12 protein-coding genes and 1 tRNA gene are annotated in these 15,340 nt (G+C 61.6%); 10 read left to right on the top strand and 3 right to left on the bottom strand.

The window, feature by feature from the left end; all coding sequences use genetic code 11:
- Positions 1-340 precede the first annotated feature (340 nt).
- Complete coding sequence (locus tag LJ738_RS19950) at positions 341-3,268, bottom strand: SBBP repeat-containing protein (protein WP_227788114.1); 2,928 nt, start codon at positions 3,266-3,268, stop codon at positions 341-343.
- Positions 3,269-3,524: 256 nt separating this feature from the next.
- On the opposite strand from LJ738_RS19950, the gene LJ738_RS19955 reads away from it, so the two are divergent.
- On the top strand, positions 3,525-4,169 hold the full coding sequence (locus LJ738_RS19955; RefSeq protein ID WP_227788115.1) for a hypothetical protein: 645 nt from the start codon (positions 3,525-3,527) through the stop codon (positions 4,167-4,169).
- A gap of 156 nt (positions 4,170-4,325) precedes the next feature.
- Here the strand turns inward: LJ738_RS19955 and LJ738_RS19960 are convergent.
- Positions 4,326-4,399: transfer RNA gene (locus tag LJ738_RS19960), tRNA-Ile, on the bottom strand.
- 99 nt (positions 4,400-4,498) lie between these two features.
- On the opposite strand from LJ738_RS19960, the gene LJ738_RS19965 reads away from it, so the two are divergent.
- The 8 genes from LJ738_RS19965 to LJ738_RS20000 all read left to right on the top strand — a co-directional run bounded on the left by LJ738_RS19965 (position 4,499) and on the right by LJ738_RS20000 (position 10,946).
- Positions 4,499-5,158: an HAD family hydrolase gene (locus LJ738_RS19965; protein ID WP_227788116.1), complete on the top strand. Its 660-nt coding sequence runs from the start codon at positions 4,499-4,501 to the stop codon at positions 5,156-5,158.
- Positions 5,121-6,392 (top strand): site-2 protease family protein, encoded by a 1,272-nt coding sequence (locus tag LJ738_RS19970; RefSeq protein ID WP_227788117.1) that lies wholly within the window; start codon positions 5,121-5,123, stop codon positions 6,390-6,392. The genes LJ738_RS19965 and LJ738_RS19970 overlap by 38 nt, the downstream gene beginning before the upstream one ends.
- A 125-nt stretch (positions 6,393-6,517) precedes the next feature.
- Positions 6,518-7,156: a hypothetical protein gene (locus LJ738_RS19975; RefSeq protein ID WP_227788118.1), complete on the top strand. Its 639-nt coding sequence runs from the start codon at positions 6,518-6,520 to the stop codon at positions 7,154-7,156.
- Between the two features lie 48 nt (positions 7,157-7,204).
- A complete protein-coding gene (locus LJ738_RS19980; protein ID WP_227788119.1) occupies positions 7,205-7,945 on the top strand; it encodes a TIGR04283 family arsenosugar biosynthesis glycosyltransferase in 741 nt (246 codons plus the stop codon).
- Between the two features lie 185 nt (positions 7,946-8,130).
- Positions 8,131-8,505 carry a hypothetical protein gene (locus tag LJ738_RS19985; protein ID WP_227788120.1) on the top strand — a complete coding sequence of 125 codons (375 nt, stop codon included), beginning with the start codon at positions 8,131-8,133 and terminating at the stop codon, positions 8,503-8,505.
- A gap of 135 nt (positions 8,506-8,640) precedes the next feature.
- On the top strand, positions 8,641-9,495 hold the full coding sequence (locus tag LJ738_RS19990) for an MbnP family protein (RefSeq protein ID WP_227788121.1): 855 nt from the start codon (positions 8,641-8,643) through the stop codon (positions 9,493-9,495).
- A 28-nt stretch (positions 9,496-9,523) separates the two neighbouring features.
- Entirely contained in the window at positions 9,524-10,537 is a 1,014-nt protein-coding gene (locus tag LJ738_RS19995; RefSeq protein WP_227788122.1) for a hypothetical protein, read from the top strand.
- Between the two features lie 52 nt (positions 10,538-10,589).
- Positions 10,590-10,946: a hypothetical protein gene (locus LJ738_RS20000; protein ID WP_227788123.1), complete on the top strand. Its 357-nt coding sequence runs from the start codon at positions 10,590-10,592 to the stop codon at positions 10,944-10,946.
- A gap of 80 nt (positions 10,947-11,026) precedes the next feature.
- Here LJ738_RS20000 and LJ738_RS20005 read toward each other — a convergent pair whose 3' ends face one another.
- A complete protein-coding gene (locus LJ738_RS20005) occupies positions 11,027-12,217 on the bottom strand; it encodes a phosphoglycerate kinase (RefSeq protein ID WP_227788124.1) in 1,191 nt (396 codons plus the stop codon).
- 309 nt (positions 12,218-12,526) lie between these two features.
- On the opposite strand from LJ738_RS20005, the gene LJ738_RS20010 reads away from it, so the two are divergent.
- Positions 12,527-15,241, top strand: a complete 2,715-nt coding sequence (locus LJ738_RS20010) for a D-alanine--D-alanine ligase family protein (RefSeq protein ID WP_227788125.1) — start codon at positions 12,527-12,529, stop codon at positions 15,239-15,241.
- The last annotated feature ends 99 nt before the right edge of the window (positions 15,242-15,340 follow it).

The raw sequence follows: 15,340 nt of genomic DNA on the forward strand, positions 1-15,340 counted from the left end.
ACGACCCGCTTTTTTTGGCTGTCATAACAGAAGAAATATACGTCCTTCTTCTGTCCGTCTTGCCTAGACCACCTCAAATCCTTAGGGCTGCTCCATTACACACCGTTAGTTGCAGCTACATCAGTTGCAGCTACAAACACATACGTGCATGATAGAACCCCAAAGACCGCGCCCGCCGTGGCTTGATTTTCTGGAGTATTCCCTAAGGATTTCGATTACCACTGTCCGGCTCACAGCTCCTAATGCCCTTATACCCCGCGCTCTTATGAATAAAAAAACGCCCCGACCTGTGGGCCGGGGCGTTTTTGACAGGAACACAATGCTGCGTTTCTACAGATTTTTATCGGATGAGCAGCACGCGCTGGCTGATGCTGCCGGTGGGGGTGGTGAAACGACAAGTATAGAGGCCACTAGCGAGGCCTGTGCCCGCCAGGCTGCGCTCATAGACCTGGTCGGCAACGGCTACACCCTCATAGAGCGTGCTCACCAACTGGCCCAGGTGGTTGTAGACCTGCACCTGCACCCGGCCCGCCTGCGGGGTGCGGAAACGGAGGGTGGTGGCGCTGGTGAACGGGTTGGGGAAAGCTTCGAGCAGACCGGTGGCTACTGCCTGGTTGCTGCTTGTGGCTAATGCCTGGCGGCTGGCGGGGCAGGCACCCAGCACGTCGCCGTGCTGCACGTGCACGGCGGCTTCTGTTGTACTGACGCAGAGGAGGTTACCCTTGTGGCAGACGAGCACCTTGTCCATTTTCTTGCCGTTGCTGCTGCAGCGGGCTTCCACCACCGTGAGCGTCACGCTCACCGGCAGGGCGGGGCAGCCGCTGGCCGGGGTGGCAATCACCGAGTAAGTGAAAGTGCCGGCTTGGGTGGCTGTAAAGACCGGGGTGGCGCTGGTCGGGCTGTTGAGCCCAGTGGGCCCGGCCCAACTGTAGGTGCCGCCCCCGCTGGCGGTCAGGGTTGCACTCTGCGAGCCGTAGCCTAAGTAGAGGGTGGTGGCCACGCCACCGGTGTAGACCGAGGTAGCGGGCGTGACCTGAATCGGGGGGGCCGTGGGAACACTACCCCTCACCGTGACCTGGGCCGGGGCCGTGGCGTGGTTGCCGCTCGCGTCGGTAACGGTGAGCTGCACCGTATTCAGGCCCAGGTTGGCGCAGGTGAAGGTGGTCTGGCTTAGGCTGTAAATCAGCTGGCTGCTGCAATTATCGCTGCTGCCGTAGTTGACCTGGCTCGTCAACAAGGTAGCCGTGCCGTTGACTAAGTCGATGCTGACGGGCTGGGTGCGGGCTACCGGTGCCACCTGGTCTGCAATGGTTACCAGCTGAGTGGCGGTGGTCTGGTTGCCAGCCGCATCGGTGGCCGTCCACACTACGGTGGTAACGCCCACCGGGAAGCTGCCGGGTGCGTCATTGCTTACGACCACTCCCGAGCAATTATCATTGGCCACGGCCGCGCCCAACCACGAGGCAGTAGCCGTATACGCGGCCGCGCAGGTAGTAGCATCGGTGCTACGCGTCAGAGCAGCGGGCGCAGTAAGGGTGGGGTTCTCCGTGTCAGCTACTGTCACCGTGAACGTCTTCGTGTCGGTGCCGGCGCTGTTGGTGGCCGAGGCCGTGACGGTGGTCACGCCGACGGGGAAGAGGTACGGCGACGTAATGGGACCGGAAGGAAGGGAGTAGGTAATGGCAGGAGCAGGCGTTCCTGTCGCCGTGGGCGAAAACACCAGTGACGCCGCGCACTGCCCGACAGCTGCCACCGCTGTTAGGTTGCCGACGGCCAGCACGGGCGGTGTGGCTTGAGAATATTTTAGCGTGGCGTAGTTTGATTTTCTGTAGGTGCTACCAATAGTAAAATAGGTAGTGGATTCTCCGGTTACGTAGACGTTGCCCTGCGCGTCCACCGCCAAGGCCGTGGCTACGTCGTTAAGGGTGTTCGGGCCGTTGTAGCGCTGTTCCCAGAGCAGGGTGCCGTCCGGTCCGTACTTGAGCGTGGCGTAGTCGAGCTTGTAGAGGGTATTAGGGTAAACGCCCTCCGAGCCTCCGGTTACGTAGACGTTGCCTTGCCCGTCCACCGCCAAGGCCGTGGCTACGTCTCGGCTGTTGTCCGCGCCTCTGTAGCGCCGTTCCCAGAGCAGGGTGCCGTCCGGTCCGTACTTGAGCGTGGCGTATTCGCTACCCGTGTCCCCGGTCACGTAGACGTTGCCCTGCCCGTCCACCGCCAAGGCTCTGGCCTGGTCAAAACTATTGTTCGGGCCGTTGTAGCGCTGTCCCCAGAGCAGAGTGCCGTCCGGTCCGTACTTGAGCGTGGCGTAGTCGCCGGCCGCAGTTGCGGTCACGTAGGCGTTGCCGGCCGCATCGACCGCGATGTCGGTGCCACTGGCCCAACTCCTGTTCGGGCCGTTGTAGCCCCGTTCCCAGAGCAGGGTGCCGTCCGGTCCGTACTTGAGCGTAATGCAGGAGACATCAGTTGTGTATGGTTTAGTGGGGTCTGTGTATCCCTCGCCGGTCACGTAAACGTTACCCTGCGCGTCCACCGCCAAGGCACTTACCTCGTCAATGCGGTTGCCCGCGCCTCTGTGGAGCCGTTCCCAGAGCAGGGTGCCGTCCGGTCCGTACTTGAGCGTGCCGTATTGGCCCCACGAATCGCCGGTCACGTAGACGTTGCCCTGCCCGTCCACCGCCAAGTCTTTGGCTTCGTCGATAAGGTTGGCCGGGCCGTTGTAGAGCCGGTCCCAGAGCAGGGTGCCGTCCGGTCCGTACTTGAGCGTGGCGTAGTCTCTCGAGTACCCCCTATTAGGGCCATCCGAGTTTCCGGTCACGTAGACGTTGCCTTGCGCGTCCACCGCCAAGGCCTGCGCTGCGTCCTCGCCATTCCCCGGGCCGTTGTAGCGCCGTTCCCAGAGCAGAGTGCCGTCTGGTCCGTACTTGAGCGTGGCGTAGTCGCCACCCGAGGAGCCGGTCACGTAGACGTTGCCCTGCCCGTCCACCGCCAAGTCTTTGGCCGAATTGATGTTGTTAACTGCGCCGTTGTAGCGCTGGAACCACTCTTGGGCTACATACTGGGCACCGGTCGCGCCCTGCAAAGAGGAGGTAGCGGTTGTGCCTAATGCGCCACCGGCAGGCGTACTAGCAGTAAGTGCTAGCCGGGGCTGCCCGAGCAAGGGGGCCGCGGGCCGGGAAGGTGGTGCGGGCCGTTGCTGGGCACTACTGGCAGGCAACAGCATGAGAGAGCAGCTGGCGGCCAGCAGCAGGCGAGTAAAAAGTGTTGGCATGTAGATGGGAAAAAATAAAAAGGAAAAAACCCGCTAGTCACACGGGCTCAATCCATCAAATGTAGTGGTACAAAATGGAGAAAGAAAATAAATTTATTTATCTGTTAAAATATTTCAACAGACGCCTATGGTGGACTTAACTTCCTTTCGGTTTGGTTTCTAGTGTAGAAGGCACAGTATTACGCCTGCTCTGTATATGGCACTTGTTCCGTGATGATTTCGGCTAGTGCTGACCGGTACACTTTTTCCTTTTATAATGCCCCGCATTATAATGCCCCGCACCCCCAATTTTCCCGACACCACCGACGACGTGAAAAGCATTTCGCTGGCCTACTTGCGCGAGTCGGGTCTGCTACGGCCGGGCTACCACGTCACGACTCTTAGTTGGAGTTGCAAGGGGAAGCCCTCTGGGCGCATTACGCTAGAGTGCCACCTGCTACCGGGTAGTGAGCCGTACCTACGGCTCAAATACACCTTTAACGATACAACACCCCTCGATTACCGCATTGACCTAGAGGCGCTGCCCAGCAACCTGCCCGGCCACGAACACCGCCCTGGCCGCTACCGGATGCGTTGCCCGGTATCGGGCCGGGCGGCCACGGTGCTCTACCTACACGGGGGCCGGGGCTACTTTGCCCACCGCCTGGCCTACGGCCAGCGCCTTTACTACGAGTCCCAACTGATGCCGGCAAGCATTAAGCCTCTTGTTGCCCCTATTGAACTGGACCGTAAGCTAGAGGAAGTCTACACCGCTCGATTTGCAAAGGGCCGAAAAACCCACTACCGGGGCAAGCCTACCCGCTGGTATTCCCGCCTGCTGGCGCTGGAGGCGAAAGCAGGCCTGGCCGTAATAGTCGGGTTAGCTCACACCGCGAACGGCCGATTTAATCCCTTGAGCTGAGCGGGGACTTAAAATTTGTCCCGCACCCCAGAAATAAATACCGCCCTTCGCTGGCCCAGAAGAGGCAGATTAAGAGTTTTGTCCCGCAAGCTGTCCCGCAACAAAGAAATAAGGTCTGTAAATAGCTATTAACTAGCTACTTACAGACCTTATATGTGGGCCCAACTGGAATCGAACCAGTGACCTGCTGATTATGAGTCAGCTGCTCTAACCGATTGAGCTATAGGCCCGGTGCTGGAGGCAGTCATCTTTCACCTCAACCCTTGCCGTTGCCGGCCCTCCAACACGACAAAAGTACGACCTTCGCCAACGGAAAAACAAGCCAACCCATGCTACCTCATCTGTTATTCGACTTTGGCGGCGTCATCATCGACATTGATTACGAGGCCACCCCGGCGGCCATGCGGCGGCTGAGCCGGGCCGGCAGCACCATCGAGTTTTCGCAAGCCCAACAGGCTGAACTGTTTGACCTATTTGAAACGGGCCGCATCACGCCGGCCGAGTTTCGAGCCGGGCTGCGCGAAGCTTACCAGCTCGATGCCACCGACGCCGAGCTTGATGCCGCCTGGCACGCCATGCTGCTCGATGTGCCGGCCGAGCGCCTGGCCCTAATTGGCAAGCTGCGCAAGCAAGGCCACCAAACGGCGTTGCTCAGCAACACCAACTCCTTGCACATCGCCGAAATCAACCAGCGCCTGGCCACCAAGTACGGCTTCAAGCATGGCATTGCCGACGTGCTCGACCGCGTGTTTTACTCGCAGGAAGTGGGCCTGCGCAAGCCGGGCGAGGAAATATTCCGGCACGCGCTAACCGAAATGAACTGGCAAGCCGCGGATACGTTGTTCATTGAGGACAGCCCGCAGCACGTGGCTACGGCCCGCCGCCTGGGGCTGCGGGTGCTGCACCTGGCCCCACCCCTCACCCTCACCACTGCCCTGCCCGAAGCCATCCGTGCCTTTCCCCGAGAATACGCCCCCGCCCGTTCCTGACCCCGCCGACTACCCCGAGGTGGCCCGCACTGCCGAGCCGGTGCCCGCGCCCTATGCGCGGCTCACGCTGGAGCAGGTCCGGGCCCGCCGGCTGTTCCGGCGCTTCGAGCGGCCCGAGCCGTCGCCGGGGCGCACGTATGCGGTGCACATCCTGCTGTTTTTAATCACGCTCGTGACCACCACGCTGGCGGGTATTCAGCTCACGCGGGGCGATATAGGGTTTCTGCCCCTCGATGTGTTTGCGCTGCGTGGGGCCGCCCTGCGCGCCGAAGTGGAGCGCGGGCTGTGGTTTGCGCTGCCGTTTTTGGGCGTGCTCACAGTGCACGAGTTTGGGCATTACTTCACGGCCCGGCACAACCGGGTGCGCGCCTCGCTGCCGTACTACATCCCGTTTCCGATGGGGCTGGGCACGTTCGGGGCCATCATTCGCATCAAGGACCGGATTTTCTCGCGGCGCGAGTTTTTTGATATTGGGCTGGCCGGGCCGCTGGCGGGCTTTGTGGTAGCGGTTCCGCTGCTGGTGTACGGCTTCACGCAGCTGCCGCCGCTCGATTACCTTTTCACCATTCACCCCGAGTACGCCCGGTACGGCGCCGACTACGCCCGCTACGTGTACCCGCCCGGCCAGGAAGGCATTACCTTGGCCAAACCCCTGCTCTATCGATTGCTCGAGGCCGCGTTTGCCAACCCGACCCGGCTGCCTCACCCCAACGAGCTGATGCACTACCCCGTGCTGATGGCCGGCGCCCTGAGTTTGTTCTTCACTGCCCTCAACCTGCTGCCCATGGGCCAGCTCGACGGCGGCCACATCCTCTACGGACTGATGGGCCGGCGGCGCTTCAACCAAGCCGCGCTGGTGCTCTTCATCGGGTTTGTTTTTTATGCCGGGCTGGGGCTGTTCACGCTGCACAGCGACTGGCAAACCTGGCTCTACGGCGGCCCGGTGTATGCGCTGTACTTGGGGCTGATATTCTGGCGGGTGCTGCCGAAGCCGCACCAGGGGCTGCTACTGGCGGCGGGCATCTGGGGCGCGCAGCTGGCCTTTAGCGTAGCCCAACCCGGCATTTTGGGCAACCCCGGCTGGCTGATATTCGGCTTGCTGCTGGGCCGCTTCACGGGCATTTACCACCCGCCTGCCCCCGACGAACGGCGGCTGAGCCCCGGCCGCAAAGTACTGGGCTGGCTGATGGTGGTTATTTTTGTTCTTTGCTTCACCCCCAGCCCGTTTAAGTAAAGGCCTGCGGGCACTCAAAGTAATCTGGCCGGTTAAACTAAAAATTGGTACAGCCGGGTGGCCTGGTTGGCTATTTTCTCATTTGCTTTTCAGCCGCAGCGCCGGCTTTTGTCTTTTTTCTCGGAATGATTTTTACCCAAAAACAGCTTTTTCTGGGCACTACCCACATTGCCTTGCGGGCCGAAAGCCTGTACGTCTGCAAGCGCAACCCGCAGGGCGTGGCCACCCTCGAAACCGAAGTACCCTACGAAGAAATCCTGCCGGTGAAGTCCGGTGAGCACCGTCTTATTCCTGTTAATCAGCTCGTGCTCACGGGCCTGCTGCTGGTGTTTCTGGGCTACGGGCCTTGGCGCGAGTGGCTGGCCACTGGCCACACCGGCTTCCCGCTCTACTCGTGGTGGCTGATTCTGGGCGTGAATGCCTTGTCGATGTGGATTCGCTTTGAGCAGCAGTGGTGCACCTTCCGGCTGCAAACTGCCCACCTGGCCGTGACCCTGGCCGGGCGGCCCTGGCAGCGCAAGCAGTTCCGGGCGCTGGTGGCAGAGCTGGAGCGCCGCACCAAAACCTACCTGCGCGACGAGTACGGCCAGGTCAACCCCTTGGGCTTCATTGAGCCGCAGCTCCGGCGGGTGGCCTGGCTGCACGAGCTAGACGTGCTCAGCGCCCGCGAAGCCCAGGCCTTGAGCACCCGCCTCACCGGCCGCCGCAGCCCCGACACGCTCAGGAGCATGGGCCAGGAGCTGGATTCGCCGTACCTGAATTAACGTTTTCGGCGGCGGGCTGTTCCGGGGTTTCTTCTTTTTCAGTACACCATGCCGCCGCTTTCCGCCCGCCCCGTTGCCGCCCCGGCCCTGGTGAGCATTGTTATCCCCACCTTCAACGAGGCCGAGGGCATCGTGGGGCTGCTGCGGCATTTGGCCCAAGCCGGCACGGCCACCGATGGCGCCGTCGAAATCATCGTAGCCGATGGCGGCAGCACCGACGCCACAGCGGCCCTGGCCCGGCAGGCCGGCGCCTGCGTGCTGGCCTGCCCCACCAAAGGCCGCGCGGCCCAGCTCAACTTCGGGGCCCGGCTCGCCCGCGGCAGCATTCTGTACTTCCTGCACGCCGACACCTTCCCGCCGGCGGGCTTCCTGACGGCCATCCGCCAGGCGGTGACGGCGGGGTACGGCTGCGGCTGCTTCCGCCTGGCCTTCGACGAGCCCCACTGGTTTTTGCGGGCCAATGCCTGGTTTACACGCTTCAATGTGGAGGCTGCCCGCTTCGGCGACCAAAGCCTGTTTGTAACAAAACCAGTGTTTGAGCAGGCTGGCGGCTACCGCGAAGACCTGTTCATCATGGAAGACCAGGAAATAACGCGGCGCCTGCGGCAGCACACCCGGCTGCGGGTGCTGCCCGCCACCGTAATTACCTCAGCCCGCAAATACCGCGAAAACGGGGTCTTCCGGCTCCAGGGCGTGTTTTACCTGCTTACCGTGCTTTACCGCCTGGGCGTGTCGCAGCCCAACCTGCTCCGCGTTTATCGGGCCCTCATCCGGCAGAATAAGCTGTAGCGCCAACGAGGCTGGGGCGTTCTTACCTCGTCTTTTCAGCTCAATTTCTCTTGACACTTCTTGTTTTCCGAATGCGTAAAGCGAAGCATGAAATTGAGCTGGCTATAGTATTGCCTAAGCCCCGCTTATTCCCTTAGCCGGCTGGGTTACCTTTGTGGCGGCCGGTTTTTCCCTGCTGCTACGCCGTGCAACGCTTCCTGGCTTTTTTCCTTGCCGCCCTCATGCTGCTCCAGACCCTGGGGCAGGAAGTGCTGGTCGTGGATTATCAGCTCAATAAGGCGCGCATCACCGAGCTGTACTGCGTGAACAAGGCGCGGCCGGAGCTGCACTGCAACGGCAAATGCCACCTTGCCAAGCAGCTGCGCAAAGCCGATGCCGCCGACAAAAAAGCCCCGGCGGGTGCGCAGGCCAAGGTAAAATACGAGGTGCTGCCCTCGGCTACCTTTGCGTTGCTGGCGCCCCGGCGGTGGCGGCTGCCGGCCCGGCGCTATCCGGCTATGGCCACGGCACGCGGCGCGGCCGTGCCCGGCCCGGGCGTGTTTCGCCCGCCCCTGGCCTAAAGTCTGATTGTGGGTCTGGTTCTTCCCGCATTGCCGGAAGAACGGCCTTTGCTGGCCCAGCCGTGCCCGCGGCGGGCCCGACGGCGCACGCTGCCCCGCCGTTGCTTTCAATCAACTTTGAGCTTCTATTCTACAATGAAATTTCTGTCAATTTCTCCCTTGGCCTGCGCCCTCGCGCTGGCTTCCCTCAGCCTGGCAGGCTGCAAGAAAGACCCCACGCCGCCCACTACCGAAACCGGCGAGTTTACCCTGCACATGGATAACGGGGTGAGCGTAACGAGCCCGGCCAACGTCACCACATTCAGCAAGCTGGTGCTCGGCACTACTTCCTACAAAAATGCCAACGGCGACGATTTCACCGTGAGCACCTTTAAGTACTACATCTCCAACGTGAAGCTGTTCCGGGCCGACAACTCCAGCTACGCGGTGCCGGATACCTACTTCCTCGTCGACCACGCGGATGCCGCTTCGCAGGACCTGAAAATGACCGGCGTGCCGGTGGGCGACTACACCGCCGTCGGCTTCACGGTGGGCGTGGACAGTGCCCGCACCAAGGCCGGCAACTTCACCGGCGTGCTCAACGCCAACAACGGCATGTACTGGGACATGAACGGCCCGGAATTCATCAACCTGAAGCTGGAAGGCTACTCCCCGCAGGCGCCGCACGCGCCCCAGGCCACCACCGGCGGCCTGGTGTTTCACGTGGCCGGCTACAAGGGCGCGGCCAACAACACCATCCGGACGGTGCGTCTGCCCTTCCCCACCGCCAACCTGCTGGTGCGCCCCGACCACTTCCCGGAAGTGCACCTGCACGTCGACATCGCCAACCTGTTCAACGGGCCCAACCCGGCTACGGCCACCAATCCGCCCTTCCTGAACCCGGTGAATTTTGCCTTAGTATATAATAAGATGGGCGGCCCGGCAGCAGCCAAACTGGCCGACAACGCGGCCGCGGGCATGTTCTCGGTCTCGCACATTCACGCCAACTAATTCAGGCCCGTTGCCTTCCCTCCCCGGCATGAAAACCCTTTCGCTTTTCCTATTGGCAGCCCTGCTCCTGCTGACCCCGCGGCCCGGCCGCGCCTGCGACATCTGCGGCTGCTTCATGGGCATCACGCCCTACGACAACCAGAGCGGCCTGAGTTTGATGCACCGCTACCGCATCTTCAACGGCTACCAGGATTACGGCCAAACCCCGCATTTCTTTCCGAAGGGCGCGCGGCCGTTTTTCCCCGCTTCGCTCAACAGCGACAACGGCTACGAGCACGACCACAGCGGCGACCCCACCGATTTTGAAGCCTTCCGGGTCATTGAGCTGCGGGGCAAGTACTTCCTCTCGCAGCGCGTGGAGCTGAACGCCTTCGTGCCCTACGTGATGAACACCTCGCAGATAAACGGCAAGCAGCTCAACGCCTCGGGTGTGGGCGACATCACGGTGTTTGCCGGCTACCACCTCATCCGGCAGATTGAAACGGCCGGCATCCAGAGCCGCCTCATTGTGGGCGGGGGCGTGAAGCTGCCCACCGGCGAGTTCCGCCGCCAAAACGCCCAGGGCGAGCGGTACCCGTTGCTCAACCAGGTGGGCACCGGCACCACCGACGGCTTTGTGTACGCCAACTACATTGCCGGCTTCCACAGCCTGGGCCTGAGCATCAACAGCAGCTACCGCCGCTCTACCGAGAATACTTTTCGCAACAGCCTGGCGCCCAGCACCGCCACTTTCGCCAGCCTGTTTTACCGCATTCCCCTGGGCACCGACTGGCAGGTGTATCCTTCAGCTCAATTTTTCTACGAGAAAACCAAGGGCGAAATGCTGGAAGGCCAGCTCACCGGCGAGCACGCCATGAACAACGCCCTGCTGGGCCCGGGCCTCGACGTGTACTACAAAAACGTATCCTTGAACACCAGCTTCCAGCTGCCCGTTTACACCGCCGCTACCGACCACCCCGCCAGCGCCGGCCGCTTTGTGCTGTCGGTGGGCTATAGCTTCAACCAAACCAAGTACTTGCTGCACAAGAAAGCTGCGCAGTAGGAACCCCCACTACCCGGCTTCGTACTCAAGGGCACCACCAACTTCCTTTCCCATGAGCACCTCCCTCAACCCCCAGGCCGTCACCTACGCCAAGCGCCTTATCCGGGACGGCAAAATCAAGAACGACGAAGGGCACTGGGGCCAGCACAACCCCGATTCCTCGGATGAAAATGCTTTCCTGGAAAAGCATAAGATTGAGGAGTACGGCAACTGGCACCTCGGCCTCGACATGAGCAAGGGCGAAGACACCAAAGGCCGCTACAAATTCCCCTACGGCGACTTCAAAACCGTGCACCGCGACGGCCTGATTGCCGCCAAGGAACGCGCCGCCCAGCAAGGCTACCACGACATTGAAAAAGCCGCTGACGAGCTGCTGCATCTGCTAGAAGGCAAGGCGCAGCTTAAATAAAAAGGCAGCTTAAACTGTGCAAAAAGCCCCGACTGCATGTGCAGCCGGGGCTTTTGGTTTATTTCTTCAGGGAATACGCGCTAGCCCAGGGCCACCACGCCGGGCAACTCCTTGCCTTCCATGTACTCGAGCAGCGCGCCGCCGCCGGTGCTGATGTAGCTCACCTGGTCGCCGAAGCCAAGCTGCTGTACCGCTGCGGCCGAGTCGCCGCCGCCGATGAGGGAGTAGGCGCCGTTGGCGGTGGCCTCGGCAATGGCACGAGCCACGTACTCGGTGCCGAGCGAGAAGTTGCTCATCTCAAACACGCCCATGGGGCCATTCCAGAGGATGGTTTTGCTGTTGCGGATGATTTCGGCGAAGGTTTCGCGGCTGTCGGGGCCCAGGTCGAGGCCCATCCAGCCGTCGGGAATGTGGTTATTGGGGGCAATTTCGACGTTGGCGTCGTTGGCGAACCGGTCGGCGATGAGCGAATCGGAAGGCAGCACCAGGTTCACGCCTTTTTCCTTGGCTTTCTGAATGAGCTGCCGGGCCAGGTCTACTTTGTCGGCTTCGAGCAGGGAGCTGCCCACCGTGCCGTTTTCCGCCACGGCAAAGGTGTAGGCCATGCCCCCGCCAATAAGCAGGTTGTCAACCTTATCGAGCAGCTTTTCGATGATAAGTATCTTGTCGGAAATCTTGGCGCCGCCCATGATGGCGGTGAAGGGACGCTCGGCGTTTTCCAGCACCTTCCGGGCGTTGTCGAGCTCCGACTGCAGCAGGTAGCCGCCCACCCGGTCTTGCGGGGCAAACGAGCTGGCCATTACGGCTGTGGAGGCGTGGGCCCGGTGCGCGGTGCCGAAGGCGTCGTTCACGTACACGTTGCCGAGTTGAGCCAGCTTGGCGGCGAAAGCCGGGTTGCCAGCTTCTTCCTCAAGATAAAAGCGCACATTGTCGAGCAGCAGTACTTGGCCGGGCTGCAGGGCCGCGGCTTTCTGCGCGGCTTCGGCGCCGAGCACGTCGCCGCCCCACTGCACCTCGCGGCCGTATTCCTGCGAGAGGCGCGCCACCAGGCTTTCCAGGGAATACTTTTTCTCGTACCCACCCTTAGGCCGGCCCAGGTGCGAAAGCAATACCACCGAGCCGCCGGCGTTCAAAATTTTCATCACTGAGCGGGTGGCCATGCGGATGCGGGTGTCGTCGGTGATGTGCAGGTCCTTGTCGAGCGGCACGTTGAAATCGACGCGCATCACAGCGCGCTTGCCGGCGAAATTATAGGTATCGAGAGTGTTCATGGAAAGTAGCGGTAAGGTGTTTGGTTAGTGGATTGGGCCTGCAAAGTAGAACCAAAACTCCCCTCCTTACCAAGGAGGGGATGTTCGAGCTTTAGCTCGGACTGGGGTGGTTACCCTCGTTGAACGACACCCGAACGATTTTAGCCCAACTTGTTCGCTCATCGTTCAACAACTCAACCACCCCCGTTGCCGCGAGCGCGGCAACATCCCCTCCTTATTTAAGGAGGGGAGTTGGTCGTTCAATCCTGGGCTACAATTCGGCACAGGCCAATCTCAACCCCTCACCTTATCCTTACCTTTGCGGTACTTATGAAAATCGGCATTTTTTTCGGGGGCACTTCGCGCGAGCGGGAAATTTCTTTCGCCGGCGGCCGCACCGTCTTTGATAATTTAGATAAGGCCCTGTTCCAACCGGTGCCCATCTTCGTGGATAGCCTCGGGCAGTTTATTCTGCTCGACTGGCAGTTTATTTACAAGGGCACCATTCGGGACTTTTACCCGCCCGTGGAGTCGCAGCCGGCCTCGGTGCATCACCTGCAGGTGTACATCGAAAGCCTGGGCGAATTGAGCCACGAGGAGCGGGCCCACGCTATTGCCAAGGTGGGCCGCGAGGTGAAAGCGCAGGAGCTGCCGCAGCTCATGGACTTCGCGTTTCTGGCCCTGCACGGGCCGGGCGGCGAAGACGGCGCCATCCAGGGCATGCTGGAGTGGCTGGGCATCCCCTACTCCGGCTCCGGCATTCTGCCCTCGGCCTTCGGCATCGACAAGATTGCGCAGAAGAACCTGCTGCACGCCCTGAACCGGCCCACGCCCAGCTTCCGCGTCATCAAGGCCGAGGAATGGGACACCACCGACCACGCCGCCACGCTCGCCTACCTGGTGCGCGAGCTGGGCTTGCCGCTGGTGCTCAAGGCGCCGCGCCAGGGCTCGAGCATCGGCGTGAGCATCCTCAAAACCGATAACCTGGCCAAGTTTGAGGCCGCCATCGAGCGCAGTTTGTTCCGCAAACTCGTGACCCGCGAAGACTGGCTGCGCCTTGGCGAGCAGGACAAGCTGGCTTGGGTGCAGCACCTTACCGACATCCGCGAGGGCATCGGCCTGCCGGTGGTGTTCGACGACGAAACCGCGCCCATCTACCACCCCGAAACCCTGCTCTTCGCCCTAAACGAGTGGCTGGAAAGCGCCGAGCAGGTGCTCCTGACCAACGTAGACGGCGAAACCCAGGTGCTGGTGGAAAGCTTTGTGGCCGGCCGCGAGTTCAGCTGCATTGTGGTAGAAGACCCCAACGGCCTGCCGCTGGCCCTGCCCCCCACCGAGATTGTTAAGGGCGAGGAGATGTTCGACTACCGCTCGAAGTACCTGCCCGGCCTGGCCCGCAAGGTCACGCCGATTGATTTGCCGGAGGCTAAGATTCAGGAAATCCGGGAGGCCTGTGAGGAGATGTTCCGCACGTTTGGCTTCCAAGTATATGCGCGTTTGGATGGCTTTGTGGGCCACGATGGCAAGCTGTTTCTGAACGACCCGAACACGACCTCTGGCATGCTGCCGGCTTCGTTCTTCTTTCACCAGGCGGCCGAAATTGGGCTAAATCCTTCGCAGTTTCTCACCTACCTCATCCGCACGTCATTGGCCGCGCGGCGCCGCGCCGGCCTGCGCCTCGTGAAGCTGGCTCAACTGCTGGCCAAGCTGGACGAAGCCGTAGCCGGCCGCCAGCACGAAGCCACCGAGCGCATTCGGGTGGCCGTGATAATGGGCGGCTACTCGTCGGAGCGCCACATTTCGGTGGAAAGCGGCCGCAACATCTACGAGAAGCTCAGCTCCTCGGCCAAGTACGCGCCGGTGCCGGTGTTCCTCACCGGCTCGGCCGACGAGCACAAGCTCTACGTGCTGCCCGTGAACGTGATGCTGAAGGACAACGCCGACGACATCCGCGAGAAAATTGAGCACGCCGAAGCCGGCGAGGCTCCGCACCCGATTCTCGAACGCATCCGCCGCGAGGCCAGCGTCATCACCAGCACCTATGCGGGCCAGGCCCTGGCCCAGCCGCGCCGCATTTCTTTCGAAGAGTTAGCTCAACTCGCCGATGAGGTGTTCATTGCCCTGCACGGCCGGCCCGGCGAAGACGGCGCCCTGCAGCAGCAGCTCGAAAAGCTGCACCTGCCCTACAACGGCTCGGGCGTGGCCAGCAGCAGCGTCACCATCAACAAGTTCGAAACCAACGAGCGCCTGCGCAAAGCCGGCCTGCTCGTGGCCGACCACCGCATGGCCAGCAAGCTGGAGTGGCAGGCCGACCCTGAAAGCTTCTACCGCTCGCTCGAAACCCAGTTCGCCTACCCCTTCATCGCCAAGCCTGCCGACGACGGCTGCTCTTCGGCGGTGAAGAAAATTAAGAACCGGCTGGAGCTGGAAGCCTTCAGCCAGTTGATTTTCCGCACCGATGAGGACCTGCTTTCGGGCCCGGCCGCGGTGCTCAGCCTGGGCTTCAAAGAGGAGTTTCCGCGCAAGGATGCCTTTCTGGTCGAAACCCTCATCAGCCGCGACGGGGCCGCGCATTTCCTGGAAGTCACGGGCGGCCTGCTCACGTCGTACGACGAGCAGGGCCAGCTCAAGATTGAGGTATTCGAGGCCAGCGAGGCCCTGGCTACCGGCGAGGTACTGAGTTTGGAGGAGAAGTTCTTGGCAGGTGAAGGCCAGAACATTACCCCCGCCCGCTACAGCCCCAACCCAGCCGAGCGCCAGCGCATCTCCGACGAGGTGAAGGCTGTGCTGCACCGCGTGGCCGAGGTGCTCGACATTCAGGGCTACGCCCGCATCGACGCGTTTGTGCGCGTGCGCCAGCAGGGCCAGGTAGAGGTGCTGATTATCGAAGTCAACTCCCTGCCCGGCATGACGCCCGCCACCTGCATTTTCCACCAAACCGCCCTGGCCGGCTACACGCCCTACCAGTTTATCGACCGGATTCTGGAGTTTGGCAAGGCCCGGGTGGAACGAACAAGTCATGTCCCCACTCCCCTCCTTAGCTAAGGAGGGGATGTTCGAGCCGCAGGCTCGGACGGGGGTGGTTGGATTCGTTGAACGATTCCAGCGCGAGTCGTTGGCTACGCCGACCTTCGGTTCAACGAA

It is taken from the genome of Hymenobacter plasmatis (genome assembly GCF_020711255.1).
In the GTDB taxonomy this organism is placed as follows: Bacteria; Bacteroidota; Bacteroidia; order Cytophagales; family Hymenobacteraceae; genus Hymenobacter.

Coding starts and splice junctions, on each gene's coding strand:
- LJ738_RS20005 (WP_227788124.1), bottom strand. CDS start 12,217: ATGAACACTCTCGATACCTATAATTTCGCCGGCAAGCGCGCTGTGATG.
- LJ738_RS20000 (WP_227788123.1), top strand. CDS start 10,590: ATGAGCACCTCCCTCAACCCCCAGGCCGTCACCTACGCCAAGCGCCTT.
- LJ738_RS20010 (WP_227788125.1), top strand. CDS start 12,527: ATGAAAATCGGCATTTTTTTCGGGGGCACTTCGCGCGAGCGGGAAATT.
- LJ738_RS19950 (WP_227788114.1), bottom strand. CDS start 3,268: ATGCCAACACTTTTTACTCGCCTGCTGCTGGCCGCCAGCTGCTCTCTC.
- LJ738_RS19975 (WP_227788118.1), top strand. CDS start 6,518: ATGATTTTTACCCAAAAACAGCTTTTTCTGGGCACTACCCACATTGCC.
- LJ738_RS19955 (WP_227788115.1), top strand. CDS start 3,525: ATGCCCCGCATTATAATGCCCCGCACCCCCAATTTTCCCGACACCACC.
- LJ738_RS19980 (WP_227788119.1), top strand. CDS start 7,205: ATGCCGCCGCTTTCCGCCCGCCCCGTTGCCGCCCCGGCCCTGGTGAGC.
- LJ738_RS19965 (WP_227788116.1), top strand. CDS start 4,499: ATGCTACCTCATCTGTTATTCGACTTTGGCGGCGTCATCATCGACATT.
- LJ738_RS19990 (WP_227788121.1), top strand. CDS start 8,641: ATGAAATTTCTGTCAATTTCTCCCTTGGCCTGCGCCCTCGCGCTGGCT.
- LJ738_RS19995 (WP_227788122.1), top strand. CDS start 9,524: ATGAAAACCCTTTCGCTTTTCCTATTGGCAGCCCTGCTCCTGCTGACC.